The organism is Thermogemmatispora sp. (assembly GCF_019683635.1).
GTDB lineage: Bacteria > Chloroflexota > Ktedonobacteria > Ktedonobacterales > Ktedonobacteraceae > Thermogemmatispora.
Map to the genome: position 1 here is coordinate 1 of NZ_JADGIA010000128.1, position 14,647 is coordinate 14,647.

Below are 14,647 nucleotides of genomic sequence, written 5' to 3' on the forward strand. Positions count from 1 at the left end.
AAGGATGAGCGTTTCAAAACGTCGGAGCAACCTATGTACTCGCGAAAACAGCGTCCTGTGGTCCGTTCACCACTTTCTCCTCTCGAAATAGGGATCGAGGTCGTTGCCCTGGCCAGTATTGCCTTGAGCATTTATCTGGCAGTGGATGCCTGGACTATATTGCCGGCGCGCATCCCTGGTCATTTCAACCTCGCAGGTCAACCTGATGCCTATTCTAACAAATCCGATCTTCTCTTCTACCCCATTTTCTCATCTATTGCCTATATTTTAATGACTCTCTTGTCACGTATCCCACAGTTTTTCAATTATCCCTGGGCCATTACCGAAGAGAACGCAGCCCGGCAGTATCGCTTAGCACGAGGGCTGATCAACTGGCTCAAACTCTTGCTGATCTGGATACTGCTCTATGCCGAATGGCTTACGATACAGGTGGCGACGAAACAAGCGACGGGTCCCGGCGCGCTGGGTTTCATCGGTCTGGTGCTCTGCATGCTGCTCTCAACCGCTGCATATATCGTAGTGGCCAGGCGCGCACGGTAGACTGCCAAGCATGGCATAAGAGCCAACCATCTCACAGCTAAAGCCTGGGGTCCCCGACGCCGGAGAAAGATTGGAGGAACGCACGGCGAAGCATTCCACTCATGTCAAAGAACGGACTATCATTTGTTTATCCAGCTATGCGCCTCGCATGAATACCCGCCTGGATGATGGGTATAGTTGAAAGAAAGAGCACCGGGATGATGATCCAGAGGAAGGCCAGGGTTGTATTGTCCCCAAAGGGAATAAAGAAAGCAATGAACCCAATAACCACCAGCAGACTGGAACAGAGGACCATCCATCTCGCTCCGTAGCGATTGATTTCACGCCACTGTTCAGCTGAGGTAAAGGCTCGTCTGAAGCGAAAGCCGTAGAACGCGTTGCGCTGAGTGTTACTGAGCAACAATGGCAGGCTCAAGGCAATCAGGGAAACGCCTCCCGCGACATCGATAATGCCAGCTAAGAGATTCAGTGCATTCATTGGCAACTAGCTCCTCACGTCGCTGCTACGATCAGAACTACGTCTTAGAACCAGATCTAAAAGGAGTATAAAGCCCACTTTCAGCAGCCACAAGGTGGAAAAGGTGAAAGATTCTCTGCATACTTTCTCCCATCTTTTTCTTAAGGCTCTCTACGTAGCACAGCAGTCATAGGTACTCAAGCTAGAAACTTGCGCAATCCTGATAGTCTCTGTATACTAATCTCAGTAGAGTGTTTAGCCTCTGGGAATATAGGCCGGCACCAAGAGCGAAAACGAGAGCAGGGGAAGCCTCAACGAGAGGCAGTGGAGGATGACGGCAGCGAAGCGCATAGTTGGCGGGCCGTCTGGGCGAGGGTCTTGCTGGTAGAGCTGCAAGCTTCGCTCTGGATGAGCATTACCGCTCCAGCACTGCGCCCCCGAAAGCTGCCAGGAGCTTGCTTTCTGGCATGAGCGACCTCCCTCTCCGCGCTGTCCCTTGCGAGATTCCTCGTTCCTGTTGCTCAGAGCCGATCTAGCAACAGTTCGCTTCTCTTGCCGCAATCTACGTACCCATGCTGACAAAAGATATGCCTGCAGGGCAGGCCATTGCTCGCAGGTATCTCTCTTTTTCATCAGCAGGAAGACACCGCGGCACCACCCCTGGCAGATGAGATGCGCCAGACAGTCGGGCAAGCAGCCGAGAGAGGCCATCATTCCACCGGGGCAGGTGTTCATGCCGCACAAGCGACAATCGAATACGGGCTTGCTGATAGCTGTCCCGCGTTGAGCGAACGTAGTACAGAGGAAGCGGCCAACAGCGATCCGATGATTGGTGAGAGTTCGGAAGGATACGCCCTTTGGAACGCCTTCGTGAGCGGCTGGCCGAAGAAAGTTCGTGATGTGCTTAAGAGTGAGCGAATCCTGGCTCAGGATAGGGAGGAAAGCGGGAGCACATCACGGGCAAGTAGGATCAGGTGGGTGGTTCCCACGCAGCGCAATAACCGTAAAGAGCGGTCACCGTGCATGCTCCTCACAGCGGTGTGAGCGGCATCCAACAGGAGAGAGCCGGGTCTCCTCCCCTCCTCTCTCCGGCGCTAGGCAGCGGCTGGTGACAATAAGGGTGGCACCACGGGTGTAGGTGCAAGCGAGTCCTCAATCTCATCTCGTCTTTGCCTACTCTCGTCCCTTCAGGTTTCCAGGACAGGAAGGGGCGAGGGTTTTTTGATGCCTGCTCGCTCCTTCTCGACACGTTTTCCTTGACCTTGAAGGAGTGTGGCACGATGACAACCAGCAATCAGGAACAGCAGACTAGCAAGCAGAGTGCTCTCGCGATTGCCCTGCAGAAGATCGAGACGGTGGAGGTGCCCCAGGGGAAGAGCATCGCCCTGGCTTACTCCGGCGGCCTCGATTCGTCGCTCTGCGTCAAGCTCTCCCAGCTCAAGTACAAGGCGCGAGCCTTGTATGCCATCAACGTTGATGTTGGTCAGGGGCAAGAGGAGATCGAGATGGCGGTGCGACGCGCGGTTCAGCTGGGTATTCAGCCGATTACCATCGATGCCAGGAAGGAATTCACCGAGCAGTGGCTGACAAAGGCCATCCAGGCCAACTCGGACTACAACGGCTATCCCGTCTCGACCTCGATGACGCGCCAGTTGATCGCCGCCAAGGTGGCCCAGAAGGCTCTGGAGCTGGGCTGCGATGCCCTGATGGAGGGTTCCAGCGGCAAAGGCAATGACCAGTACCGCATGCATAACGTCTTTAGCCTCTTCGCTCCCGGCCTGGCGATCTTTGTGCCAGTGCGCGATTTCGACCTGACGCGCAGCGAGGAGGGGCTGCTGATGGAGCACTACGGCGTTCCGATCGAGGAGATCATTGTCGGCGGCGATGACAAGACAATGTGGTGCCGTTCGATCGCCAGCGGTGGTATCGATCTGGATACCGAGCTGCCCGATTCGATCTGGATGTGGCTGACTCCCCCTCAAAAGGCGCCCGATAAGCCAACGACAATCAAGCTGACCTGGCGCAACGGCCTGCCGGTCGCCCTGGATGGCCAGGAGATGCCGCTCGACGAGATGATCGAGCAGTTGAATGTGATCGGAGGGGCCAATGGGATCGGCAAGATCGACATCTTCGAGGATGGCATCATGGGCCTCAAGTCCCGTGAGATCTATGAGGCTCCCGCGGCAACTATTCTGCTGAAGGTCCATCGCGATCTGGAGCAATTCTGTCTGACGAAGGAGGAGATTCAGCTGAAGCGTCCTCTCGACGCTTACTGGGCGCGCATGGTCTATCACGGCGAATGGTTCCATCCTCTGAAGCAGGCCATCGACGCCTTTATCGCTGAGACTCAAAAGGTGGTGAATGGCGAGTACACGCTCCAGCTCTATAAGGGGAACGCTGATATTGTGGCGCGCAAGGCGGAGGGGGGTCTCTTCTTCCCCGATGTGCGCTCTATTAAGAGCGCCAGCTTCAATCAGAAGGAGTGCGCGGCTGTGGCCCACATCCGCGGTCTGCCTTATGAGCTGATCTCGCGCCGCAACAAGAATCTGGGGTTAAGCCCAGTGGGAGAGGTCTAAGCAATGCCCAAGCTTTGGCAGAAAACGTACCGCGTGAATGAGCAGGTCGAGCGCTTCGAGGCAGCGCAGAATAGCGCTCTCGATACCCGCCTGGTGCGCCATGATGTCTGGGGTTCGCTGGCACATGCGGCTATGCTCACCAAGATCGGCGTGCTGACAGAGGACGAGCACAGGGCCTTGAAAGAGGCCCTGTGTGACATCCTCCAGCTGGCCGAAAAGGGACAGTTTACCATTACGCCCAGCGATGAAGATGTCCATACGCGCGTCGAGAATTATCTGGCTGAGGTGGCCGGGGCCGCAGGCAAGAAGATTCACATGGCGCGCTCGCGCAATGATCAGGTGCTGGTTGATCTGCGCCTCTACGCTAAGGAGCAGCTACAGGGGCTTGCCAGCTCCCTGCTGACGCTGGTGGAAACGCTCTGGCGCTTCGCCAGCGCCCATACCGATGTGCCGATGCCCGGCTATACCCATATGCAGCGGGCCATGCTCTCATCGGTGGGGCTGTGGGCCGGCGCCTTCGCTGAAGCCCTGCTCGACGATGAGCAGCTGCTGAGCGCCGCCTACAGCCTGAACGATCAGTCACCGCTCGGTTCCGCCGCCGGCTACGGGGTGCCGATTGCCATCGATCGCCAGTATACCGCTGAGCTGCTGGGCTTCGCCCGTGTGCAGAATAATGTGGTATATGTGCAGAATAGTCGCGGCAAGGTAGAGGCAGCCATTGTACAGGCCCTGGCCCAGGTCATGCTGGACCTGAGCAAGCTGGCTCAAGATATCCTCCTTTTCACGACGGCGGAATACAACTTCTTCCATGTGCCCCAGGAGCTATGTACAGGCAGCAGCATTATGCCACAAAAGCGTAATCTGGGCGTGATGGAGCTGGTCCGCGCTCGCACGCAGACGGTGCTGGCTCTTCAGCAGCAGATTCTCGGCATTGTCAGCGGTCTTCCTTCTGGCTACAATATGGACTATCAGGAGACCAAGCGCCCCTTTATGGAAGCGCTGGATGTGGTGCGTGAGTGTCTGGAGATCTGTACACTAGTGGTGGGATCGTTGGAGGTGAATGTCGACCGCCTGGTCGCCGCCTGTACGTTCGAACTCTTCGCTACCGATCGCGCCTACGAGCTGACGCGCACCGCCAACCTGCCGTTTCGCGACGCCTATCGGATTGTGGGTGCTGAGGTAACAGCTCAGCTTGATCGCCATGAGCCGCTGCCAACGGAGAGCCGTGAGCAGCTGGTCGAGCGTCTCCAGAAGCGCAATCACCTGGGCGGAGCCGGTAACCTCGGTCTGGAGCAAGTGGCCCAGCGGCTGGCCGCCGTACGGTCAATCTGGCAGGAACGCGCTGCCACCTTTGAAACAGCGATCCGGCGCCTGATAGGCCCAGGGCAGGATGATCCGGGCGGCCAGAACAGCCCCACGTCGGCGTCGGACGGGATTCAGTCTGAGCATGGGAGGGCTTAAGCTGATGGCTACTGCGGTTCTCGCCTATTCCGGCGGTCTGGATACCTCTGTGGCAATCCGCTGGATTAAGGAGAAATATGATCTGGATGTGATCGCGCTGACGATCGATGTCGGCAACGATCGCGATCTGCAAAGTATTGCACGCCGCGCGGAGCAGATTGGGGCCGTGAAGGCGATCGTGGTGGACGCACGAGCCGACTTTGTGCGCTATTTTGTCTGGCCCGCTCTGCAGGCCGGCGCTATTTATGAAGGCCAGTACCCGCTGGCAACTGCTCTGGCCCGTCCTTTAATTGCTCGTCTGCTGGTGGAGGTAGCCCGTGCCGAGGGCGCAGTCGCCGTGGCACACGGCTGTACTGGCAAGGGCAACGACCAGGTGCGTTTCGATGTCTCGATCGCGACATTAGCCCCCGATCTGAAGATTATCGCCCCCGTGCGTGAGTGGAGCATGACGCGCGACAGCGAGATCGCTTACGCCGCCGAGCACAATATCCCCATTCCGGTGACGAACGCCAGCCCCTACTCGATCGACCAGAATCTCTGGGGCCGCAGCATCGAGTGCGGGACCCTGGAAGATCCCTGGGAGGAGCCGCCAGAGGATGTCTACGCCTGGACAACCAGCCCCTGGCTCTTCGGGCGCCCGGGCGGTCCGCCCATCCCCGAGCCAACCTATATCGAGTTGACCTTTGAGCGTGGCATCCCGGTGGCCCTCAATGGCGAGGAGATCGATGGGGTGACCTTGATCGAGACGCTCAATCCTTTGGCCGGCAAGTACGGGATCGGGCGCATCGACCATGTTGAGAATCGTCTGGTGGGCATTAAGTCGCGCGAGATCTACGAAGCTCCCGCCGCGGTGGTCCTGCACGCAGCGCATAAGGCCCTGGAGAGCCTGACCCTTAGCCGCGACCAGCTGCGCTTCAAGGAGTTGGTTTCTGCTGAATATGCGCGCCTGATCTACAACGGGCAGTGGTACAGCGCCCTGCATCAGGATCTGGCGGCCTACGTGCAGAGCACGCAGCGCTTTGTGAGCGGCAAGGTGCGCGTGAAGTTGGCGCCGGGCCAGTTTGCTGTGGTCGGACGCCAGTCCGAGCATTCGCTCTATAGCCACAGCCTGGCGACCTACGATACGGGCGATCAGTTCGATCATAACGCCGCTGTGGGCTTTATTAAGCTGTGGGGACTCCCACTGCAGACCCAGGCCCAGGCCCAGCTTCTCCCCTCACTCGGGATCGAGGGGAACTTGCTGAAAGGGGTGGAGGGCAACCTTCTGGAGAAAGGGCCTGCTCCTTCTTCCTCAGAAGGATAGGGCTGAGTTCACGCAGAGAGCCAGCCGGTGCGGCCAGCAATGCCCTTTAGCTATTGCTGGCCGCCTGCCCTGGTTCTTTCTCTCCGGCGCTGGCTTCTGGCCCGTTGCCCCGGCTGGCTGCCACAACCTCTCCGCGAGACGAGCACGCTAGGGAGTACTGAGGGCCGCCCGTACGCCAGGGATAACCTCGGCGGCGAAGCGCTGGACCTGACGCAGACGGTCCTCAAGCGGCCAGTAGATAAAGGTATCCAGCCCCACTTCGCGCGCCAGACGTGTTAGCTCTGCAATCCAATCCTGGACGCCGCCGCGGAAGGTGCCACGCTCCCAGCCAGGGCCACTATCGGTGATCTGGCCAATGATATTGTAGATGCGCCGAATAGCTTGCGGCGAGCGTCCTGCCTGCTGGGCAGCCTCGTCGATCTGACGCTGCATGTCTGGCAGTTGCTCGGGGGCGGCATAGGTGCTACTGGGAATCCAGCCATCGGCCAGACGCCCGGTCAGACGCAGCATGCGCGGACGATAAGCACCAAGCCAGATGCCGATTGCATGGGCCGGAGGCGGACCGGGGCGCGTTCCCAGGGCGCTGTAGTAGCGCCCCTGAAAGTGAAGGCTGCGCTCGCCGCTCCAGAAGCGGCGTATGAGCTGCACTGCTTCCTCCAAAGCCGCGACTGCTTCGCCGGCGCTGCGCCGAGGTCCCCCCATAGCGACGATGCCGTCGGCGAAGGCACCAGCTCCCAATCCCAGCTCAAGACGACCGCCGCTGAGGACGTCAAGGGTGGCCACGGCTTTGGCCAGCATCAGCGGGGGACGCAGCGGCAGATTGGCCACGTTGGGGAAGAAGCGTACACGCTGCGTGGCCTGCGCCAGAGTGGCAATGAGTGTCCAGGTGTCGAGGAAGCCAGCGTTGTAAGGGTGATCTTGAATGCCTATAAGGTCAAACCCGGCCTCCTCCACAGCACGCGTGAGTTCCAGGGGCCAGCGCGGATCATCCGCCGTAGGATCGACATTTGCCCCGAAGAGGATAGAGGGCCGCTCACTCTTGGGCGCTTCCATAAACCTCGCTCCTCACACACTCATTCATTCACTTGTTTGTTTGCTCGCTTGCCAATTGCTCAACGCAACGGGCACAATCAGCGTCCTATTACAGGGCCGCTGTCAACGGTGGCACTCAGGCGGTTCCGGTACCTGGACGGAAGCGTGGTAACACCTGACGCGCGAGCAGTTCGACGGTTTGCAGATCCTCTAGCTCCCAGCTTCCCAGCATAAAGGAGGTGACGCCCAGGTCGATGTAGGCCTGGATCTGCTCCGCAATCTGGTCCGGAGTACCCAGCAGCCCCCGGCCTTGCAGTCTGGCCGCCTCTTGTGGAGATGGAACACAGATGCAGCGTCCGAACCAGCTCCGCTCAATCCGGCTGGGGTCGCGCCCGAGTTGCTGACAGGCACGCTCGAAGGTTGCTAGCCGCTCCCGATAGGCTTCGGGCTTGACCCAGGCAGCATTCCAGCCATCAGCATAACGGGCCACGATCTGGAGCAGGCGCGGGCCAAGGCCACCGACGATGATGGGAGGTACTGGCTCCGGTTTTGGCTCACAATAGGCGCTGTGGACGCGATAATGGCGCCCCTCAAAGGTCGCTTGCTCCTGGCTCCAGAGCGCTCTGACAATCTGCAGGGCCTCTTCGAGTTGCTCGATGCGGGTCCGTGGCTCGGGGAAAGGATAGTTGTAGGCGCGATACTCTTCCTCATGCCAGCCGGCGCCGATCCCCAGCAGGAAACGCCCCCCACTGAGATACTGCAAGGTAGCACCCATCTTGGCCAGCAGAGCCGGATTGCGAAAGGATTGACAGAGGACCATGTGACCAATGCGATACTGCGGGTAAAGCGCGGCAAGATAGGTCAGCGCCGTCCAACCCTCTAGAACGGGCGAATGGCCAAACTGCAGATGATCGGTGAACCACAGGGAGTCAATCTGTTCGCCCACCAGAGCAATCTGCTCCCGCGTGATTTCCAGAAAGCGACTCGGCTCCATGCCGCGTGTCGGCCCGGCATTGAGAACCCAGCCAAAGTGTACTGCTGTCATCATAGCTCGCTTTCGCCTTTGTCCTGACCGTTTGTCTCCATTGTATCCCTCGGGCAGAACCATGACAAGGCAGCCCTGGCTACAGCTATAGCCTATCTCTCAGGCCGACTATCAGGCAGGCGGAGAATCATACGAACAGATAGAGAGGCAATCAGAGAAAGACAGCCGCCATAGCCCGTGAAGCCGCCTGAGAGCGAAAGTCCTCCTTGAGTAACAGAGCTGCATGGGGTATAGTATACGGAACATCATCACGGCACTTTATAAGGGTGAACATCGACAATGCTGGTGTTTGAAACGATCCGCCGACGGCGCAGCATCAGCAAGATGAGTGAGCGCCGTCCGACGCGGGCCCAGATCGAGCGCATGCTGGAGGCGGCCACACACGCCCCCAATCACCATAGAGTCGAACCCTGGAAATTCATCATCTTTAGCGGCGCTGCCCGCCAGGAGTTGGGAGAGGCAATGGCTCAGGCCCTGGCCCTACGCCTGGGTCAGGGCAAGGATGAAAAGACTCGGGCTTTGATCGAGAAGGAGCGTCAGAAGCCCTTGCGTGCCCCAGTGGTTATCGTGGTAGCCGCCGAGGCTCCCCAGCGTCCCGAGGTACGTGCCATTGAAAATATCGAGGCGGTGGCCGCCGCCGTTCAGAATATGCTGCTGACCGCCGAGGAGCAGGGCCTGGCCACGATGTGGCGCACTGGCGAAGCGGCCTATGACCCACAGGTCAAAGCCTGGCTCGGCCTGGCTCCCGAAGATGAGATTGTGGCCTTTCTCTATGTCGGCTATCCGGCCCTCTCGCCACCAGCGCGGATTCCAACCGATTATCGAAACAAGACACGCTGGCAGGGTGATCTGGAGTAGGAGCACGCTTCAGCCCCAAGGGGAAGATAAGCAGCCAAGAGATCATATGGAAATAACTGTGCTTTCTAAAAGAAAGGACACGGACAGAATTTTGTTCTTTTTATCCTAAAAAGCATATATTACATACTCGAAGGCGCCGGTTGGGACCGGGGGGAAGAGACCGACGACCTGACGCTGGCTCGGCCTCACCCAGGCCAGTGATCTCTCACACTTACCTGGCGATCAGATCGCCCTTAGTCTGTCCCACGTCCGGCGCCTTTGCTTTGCGTTCATCAACCCTTGCCGGTCCAGCGAGCCTTAGCTCCAGCTCATCCCGCAGCCATCGATCTGCAATTCCTCAATTACCAGGTCTTGCTCGCATAGGTGTAAGAGCAGCGTATAGCGTCCAGGAGACACGGCGGGAAAGGTCAGCTTTCCCCGGCTGTCGATCTCGGCTGTCAGCCGAGGCAGATCAGCGCTGGTCACGGATCGCCCGACTTGCTTCCTCTGCGGCTTCTTTAGCGGCTGTAGCTCTGCTTGCCAACCCGCGAAAGCCGACCCATCCAGCGCAGAATTGGCGCAACTGAGCAGACCGTACAGTACGTAATGCCCTGGGGTTGAAGACAAGATATGCAGTGCCAGTTCAAATTCTTCACCGTGGTAGTACCGCGGCCATGTCGCGGATGGGCCCCCATCATACAACACAAGCCGAGTCTGACGCCTGGTGTGGGGTGTCGCCAGGCGGAGGCAAGAAGGCGCCGACGCCGCGGGTACCAGCGGATCAGCCATGAAGCGCCTGGTGACAGCCACTTCTTCGGCGCAGAGCGGGCACTCTTGCACGTGAGCCGCAATCTGACGCTGGTCCTCTACGCTGAGGAGGCCAGCGCAGTAGAAGCTGAGACACAGACCGTCAGGGCATTGACTACGATAGAGTTGTGCCAGTAAGTGGCTATAGAGCGCCTGAAACTGCATAAGGCGCCGTTGGCAAATCATGCATGCGTGTAAGTGTCGCACCACCTCGGGGGCCAGGCCCTCATCGCCGAAGGCCAGCATAGCCAGCTCCTCAGTTCCCGGGGCAAACTGATCTTTGCAATCCATCGTTTGTTTCCTTCACCTGGCAGCACGGCATGGAACGATGCCTAAACGCAGGCTGGTTCTTCCTCCTTCTGAGGATACTCCTTTCGCTAAATCAACGTTTCAGGTGCGGCTTTTTACACACGGCGTTCTTCAGCTTCTTTCCAGCTTCCTTCTCTTCTGCCGCACCACATTGCTCTCGGAGTCACAAACCCCATCCTGCTATGCATAGGTATGCTATGCCAGGTCAGGCCACCGCTCAGAAGGACTGCTAACGCACGCTGAGCCGCCAACGTAGCTGATCAGCATGACGAACGAGACGTTCCACAATATTACGCCTTAAGCGATAAACCTCCTGGATACTGCGAAATTCCTGCGAGCAGTAGTGAACAACCTCACGTGGCTTCAGGCCGCAATGAAAGAGCAGATAGGCGAGATATTGCTCTCGCCGTTGAGGCAGCAGACTCTTGAGTATCTCCCAAAGCTCGCCACCGTCATCTCTGTCCTCGCTCACTGGCGCTCCTTCGTAGCCCGGCACCGAGAGAGAAGCCTCGCGCGGTCGGGCATACATACGCAAAGTGTCCATGATGGCCCCGTTGAGGCTCGCCCGCAGATAGCTCAGGGCCGCCGCCAGGGAAGTAAACTGGAAGTCTTGCTTGAAGGCTGTCGCCTGCCAGAACCGCTCAAAAGCCTGGGCAACATAGTTCTCTTCGCTATCCAGACGCATGGCAATCTCTCGCTTAGGATGCCGGCGCAGCCAACAGCGGACAAGATCGGAGAACTGGTCTTGAAGCAGCGCCCAGGCCTGTTGATCACCTTCCAGAATGGCACGCTGGAAGATCTCCAGTCCATAGCGCTCTTCCTCGTGCCTTTGCTCGGCTGCTCTCTCGTTCATCGCTTCGGCTCCCCCGGCGTCAACCTCGGTCGGCAGGGCCAGCTCCAGGACACTTGAGAATTGTTCAGTCTGCATGCCCATCGCTCTCAACCTGCTTTCTTCCTTCAATGCCTTCGCTTACACGGAGATAGTCTTGTTCCTCTGCTCGTTGGCAGGACACTAAGACATCCATATTCAGGTAGACGCTATTGACAGGCTGATCTCCAATTTTTCATTCGTATAAGTCCAGATTATGTGTTTATAACGACAGCTCTCCCGCCGCCCACCCGGCTCGGCAGGCGTCAAGGACAGCTTTGGAACGATGCGCTGGGCGACCGGGCTTCCCCCTGGACCCAGTCTGTCGACATTGCTCATAGCGGAGACCACTCCTTGACAGGATTCAGCTGCCTGAAGGGCCTGAACTCTGCTATAGAAGCGGTTTGAAGCTCTTGTGGCTCCTTTAAAAAACAGCTATACTATCGTATAGAGAGTGTACGGTCCCTTCTCAGGACAGGCTATGTCGCAGCTAACCAGCTCAGTGTGAACTACTCCACAAATTCAATGGCGGGGTGAGAGCAGAGACATGCGAGTAGCGCCGACGAGGAAGGAACCGCAGCAGGCGCTGTCTTCTTAGTCGACTGTCTGTCTGTCTGCCACTTTCCACACAGGTCAGGTACGGCGCGCACGGACATGGCTGAGCAATGAGTGATCAGGCAATGACGGCGTTCAACAAGCGTTGATTTCTTCTACAGTGGTCTCCTGCCACACAAACAGCTAGCGACAAAAGCGTCTCACCCGGTCAGAAAGCTGGTCACCGGGAGGAGCCAGGAAGCAGTCAAACAAGCAAGGAAAAGAAGAGGGACTACCGGCTAAGGTGGAGGGGATGCGAGCGCCGCGCGAAGGAGAGAGGATGAGGGTATGTGTTATCACATCAGGCAGGCAGCAGAACAGCAGGCAGGCGAATCAGTCAGTAACGAGCTGACGAGCCAACCGCGGTGCCAGGCGCTCTCCGCCCCATGTCCTCGGATAGAGAATTTCTCTGGTGAGATAGGCAGTACACAGTACCACAATACGAGCCCAGCCCAACGCTGGATGTCCGGGCCACTGATCCCCGCTGAGTGAGAAACCGAACCCAGAAGATGGGATAGCCATCTTCGGGTGACCTTCGGGAGTACAGTAGCCATGAACAGGCATATCTTGCTTGGTATCGATCCCGCAATCTCTCCGGCCACCAGGCAGGCGATCACGAAAGTCAGAGAGCTGGTTGAGCAGGCTCCCGCCTTTCACGTGATTCTCCTGACGGTCATTCCTATCCCCTATACCGCTTCTCCCTCTCTTGGCATGTATGTTGGCCAGATCCAGCCCCTACCGATCACCGCCGAACAGCGCCGCGAAGCCGAGGAGGTGCTCAAGCGCGCCCGACTGGAATTCCAAAAATATACCATCTCCTCTGAACGTATCGAGATGATGATCCGCGTCGGTGAGCCAGCGGGAGAGATCGTTAGGGCTGCGCGTGAGCTGGGCGTCGACCTGATCGTCGTCGGAAGCCGCGGCGAGGGTTTTCGTCACAAGCTGCGGCGCTTGCTCGTCGGTAGCATCTCCCGCCGTGTCTTAGCGCTTGCTCCCTGCCCGGTGATGATCGTGATGGCTCCGCCGATCACCCGGCCAGGCGATCTGGTCGCCTGGTATCGTAAGGCCCTGACTGCTTACCTGGAGGAGCACACTGGCGCTCTAGCTGTTTTTACTCCTCAGGAGGTCGCCACTATGTTTCTGCCGGCCAACAAGAAGAAGGCCGGTAGGAAGGAGGTTGCCGCGGCCACGCTTGCGCTTGAACATCTCGTCAATAGTGGCAGGCTCTGCCGTCACGAGGTGCAAGGCCAACTGCGCTATGTCAATGACTAAGCCTGGCAGCTCGCTACCTGCCTCTTCCGGTACTGGCCTCGACCTACTCCGGGCCTGCCCAGCTTCCTGCGACCCTACTCTACTCTACAAGGTGCATCAGCAGGCGCTCCGGGCACTGTGGACCGGCTCCCTCGCCGCTGATCCACAGTGCCCTGTTTTTCTGCGCTCAGCCTTGGCAGGAGGGCATTAGCGGCTCAACCCGTCGAGCTGGGCCTGCAGAGCCTCTGGTGTTGTCACCGGCGCCTGACAGGCAAAATGCTGGCAGACGTACGCTGTTGCCCGTCCATTCTGCTGGGGCCGTTCCGCCAGGAGCGGGATGAGAGCGGCGGCACGCGCCTGCGTGGCACCTGGTGCCACACAGGCGAGGACACTGTTGGGTCGATAACGACGGTTGACCACAGCCAGCAGAGCAGTTGTCTCTTCAGCCTGCGGGTCGCCGATGATGGCGATCTCACGCTCAGGCGAGAGGGCAAAGTCAAGCGCTCCCAGCAGATGGCCGAAAGCGTGTGGATGCTGCGTCATGATATCAGCCAGGGCTTGCAGATAGCTTTCGGCCACCTGGCGATAGCGCTCCTCGCCGGTGAAGGCCGCCAGACGCAGCAGAACCTCGGCGGCGACACTGTTGCCCGCCGGCGTGGCATTGTCCATAATCTCTTTGGGCCGGCTGATCAGCGCCTCCTGATCGCTGCCGGTGTCGAAGAAGCCGCCGTTCTCGTTATCGGCAAAGAGGCGCAGGGCTTCCTCCATCAGGCTGCGCGCTTCACTGAACCAGCGCAGCTCGAAGCTGGCTTCGTAGAGAGCCAGCAGGCCATCCGCCAGAAAGGCGTAGTCCTCCAGATAGCCAGCCAGATGGGCCCGCCCATCCTTCCAGGTACGCTGTAGGCGCCCATCTTTGCGCAGCGTCGTTAGCAGAAAGTCGGCGTTGCGCTCGGCTACGCGCAGGTAATCGCCGCGCCCGAGATAGCGCGCGGCCTCGGCGAAGCTGCGCAGCATCAGCCCATTCCAGGCCGTCAGGATCTTCTCATCGCGTCCCGGCTTGACGCGCTGCTCCCGGGCCGCCAAGAGCAGCGCGCGGCCCTTCTCCAGAGCCTGCTCCAGGCGCTCTCGACTGACCCCCAGACGCTCAGCCACCCGCTGGGGATCAGGCTCGGGCACGTGGAGAATATTCTTGCCTTCAAAGTTGCCGCGCGGGGTTACGCCATACCAGGCCATGAACAGCTCCCCTTCCTCGCCAGGCAGCAGGCGGGCAATCTCCTCGGCCTGCCAGAGATAGAACTTGCCTTCTTCCCCTTCGCTGTCCGCGTCCTGGGTTGAGTAGAAGCCCCCTTCTGGGGCCGTCATCTCGCGCACAACGTAGTCAAGGGTCTCTTCGGCAATGCGTCGGTAGAAGGGGTTGCCCGTGACCAGGTAGGCATGCAGGTAGAGGCGGCTGAGCAGGGCGTTGTCGTAGAGCATCTTTTCGAAATGGGGAACCAGCCAGCGGGCGTCAACCGAGTAGCGATGAAAGCCGCCGCCAAGCTGGTCGTAGATGCCACCACAGGCCATG

12 protein-coding genes are annotated in these 14,647 nt (G+C 58.8%); 6 read left to right on the top strand and 6 right to left on the bottom strand.

The genetic code is table 11. The annotated features are described in order from the left end of the window. Positions 1-540 (top strand): DUF1648 domain-containing protein (locus IRZ31_RS14175; protein WP_297154727.1); only part of this gene is annotated, 540 nt, incomplete at its 5' end. Between the two features lie 127 nt (positions 541-667). Here the strand turns inward: IRZ31_RS14175 and IRZ31_RS14180 are convergent. Next, on the bottom strand, positions 668-1,018 hold the full coding sequence (locus IRZ31_RS14180; RefSeq protein ID WP_297154731.1) for an SdpI family protein: 351 nt from the start codon (positions 1,016-1,018) through the stop codon (positions 668-670). A 1,259-nt stretch (positions 1,019-2,277) separates the two neighbouring features. Here IRZ31_RS14180 and argG point away from each other — a divergent pair. Genes argG through IRZ31_RS14195 form a run of 3 tightly spaced genes read left to right on the top strand, consistent with a single transcriptional unit; the run spans position 2,278 to position 6,337 of the window. Further along, positions 2,278-3,573: an argininosuccinate synthase gene (gene argG, locus IRZ31_RS14185; RefSeq protein WP_297154733.1), complete on the top strand. Its 1,296-nt coding sequence runs from the start codon at positions 2,278-2,280 to the stop codon at positions 3,571-3,573. Positions 3,574-3,576: 3 nt separating this feature from the next. Continuing rightward, the gene (gene argH, locus IRZ31_RS14190; protein WP_297154735.1) at positions 3,577-5,034 is read left to right on the top strand and encodes an argininosuccinate lyase; all 1,458 of its coding nucleotides are present in this window, start codon (positions 3,577-3,579) and stop codon (positions 5,032-5,034) included. Positions 5,035-5,038: 4 nt separating this feature from the next. Beyond that, positions 5,039-6,337, top strand: coding sequence for an argininosuccinate synthase (locus IRZ31_RS14195; RefSeq protein ID WP_297154737.1), 1,299 nt, complete (start codon positions 5,039-5,041; stop codon positions 6,335-6,337). A gap of 147 nt (positions 6,338-6,484) precedes the next feature. Here IRZ31_RS14195 and IRZ31_RS14200 read toward each other — a convergent pair whose 3' ends face one another. Continuing rightward, positions 6,485-7,390 (bottom strand): LLM class flavin-dependent oxidoreductase, encoded by a 906-nt coding sequence (locus IRZ31_RS14200; RefSeq protein WP_297154739.1) that lies wholly within the window; start codon positions 7,388-7,390, stop codon positions 6,485-6,487. A gap of 115 nt (positions 7,391-7,505) precedes the next feature. Continuing rightward, entirely contained in the window at positions 7,506-8,417 is a 912-nt protein-coding gene (locus IRZ31_RS14205; protein WP_297154741.1) for an LLM class flavin-dependent oxidoreductase, read from the bottom strand. A 276-nt stretch (positions 8,418-8,693) separates the two neighbouring features. On the opposite strand from IRZ31_RS14205, the gene IRZ31_RS14210 reads away from it, so the two are divergent. Continuing rightward, the gene (locus IRZ31_RS14210; protein ID WP_297154743.1) at positions 8,694-9,272 is read left to right on the top strand and encodes a nitroreductase; all 579 of its coding nucleotides are present in this window, start codon (positions 8,694-8,696) and stop codon (positions 9,270-9,272) included. A gap of 297 nt (positions 9,273-9,569) precedes the next feature. Here the strand turns inward: IRZ31_RS14210 and IRZ31_RS14215 are convergent, their stop codons facing one another. Next, entirely contained in the window at positions 9,570-10,349 is a 780-nt protein-coding gene (locus tag IRZ31_RS14215; protein ID WP_297154745.1) for a hypothetical protein, read from the bottom strand. A 247-nt stretch (positions 10,350-10,596) separates the two neighbouring features. Next, complete coding sequence (locus IRZ31_RS14220; protein WP_297154747.1) at positions 10,597-11,301, bottom strand: hypothetical protein; 705 nt, start codon at positions 11,299-11,301, stop codon at positions 10,597-10,599. A gap of 1,080 nt (positions 11,302-12,381) precedes the next feature. Between IRZ31_RS14220 and IRZ31_RS14225 the strand changes: the two genes are divergently transcribed. After that, positions 12,382-13,101 carry a universal stress protein gene (locus IRZ31_RS14225; RefSeq protein WP_297154749.1) on the top strand — a complete coding sequence of 240 codons (720 nt, stop codon included), beginning with the start codon at positions 12,382-12,384 and terminating at the stop codon, positions 13,099-13,101. 186 nt (positions 13,102-13,287) lie between these two features. Here the strand turns inward: IRZ31_RS14225 and IRZ31_RS14230 are convergent. Next, on the bottom strand, positions 13,288-14,647 hold a 1,360-nt coding region (locus IRZ31_RS14230; protein ID WP_297154751.1), incomplete at its 5' end, for a thioredoxin domain-containing protein.

What these genes read in the sequence shown, in the direction of transcription:
- argH (WP_297154735.1), top strand. Translation starts at nt 3,577, where the DNA reads ATGCCCAAGCTTTGGCAGAAAACGTACCGCGTGAATGAGCAGGTCGAG.
- argG (WP_297154733.1), top strand. Translation starts at nt 2,278, where the DNA reads ATGACAACCAGCAATCAGGAACAGCAGACTAGCAAGCAGAGTGCTCTC.
- IRZ31_RS14215 (WP_297154745.1), bottom strand. Translation starts at nt 10,349, where the DNA reads ATGGATTGCAAAGATCAGTTTGCCCCGGGAACTGAGGAGCTGGCTATG.
- IRZ31_RS14200 (WP_297154739.1), bottom strand. Translation starts at nt 7,390, where the DNA reads ATGGAAGCGCCCAAGAGTGAGCGGCCCTCTATCCTCTTCGGGGCAAAT.
- IRZ31_RS14210 (WP_297154743.1), top strand. Translation starts at nt 8,694, where the DNA reads ATGCTGGTGTTTGAAACGATCCGCCGACGGCGCAGCATCAGCAAGATG.
- IRZ31_RS14195 (WP_297154737.1), top strand. Translation starts at nt 5,039, where the DNA reads ATGGCTACTGCGGTTCTCGCCTATTCCGGCGGTCTGGATACCTCTGTG.
- IRZ31_RS14205 (WP_297154741.1), bottom strand. Translation starts at nt 8,417, where the DNA reads ATGATGACAGCAGTACACTTTGGCTGGGTTCTCAATGCCGGGCCGACA.
- IRZ31_RS14180 (WP_297154731.1), bottom strand. Translation starts at nt 1,018, where the DNA reads ATGAATGCACTGAATCTCTTAGCTGGCATTATCGATGTCGCGGGAGGC.
- IRZ31_RS14225 (WP_297154749.1), top strand. Translation starts at nt 12,382, where the DNA reads ATGAACAGGCATATCTTGCTTGGTATCGATCCCGCAATCTCTCCGGCC.
- IRZ31_RS14220 (WP_297154747.1), bottom strand. Translation starts at nt 11,301, where the DNA reads ATGGGCATGCAGACTGAACAATTCTCAAGTGTCCTGGAGCTGGCCCTG.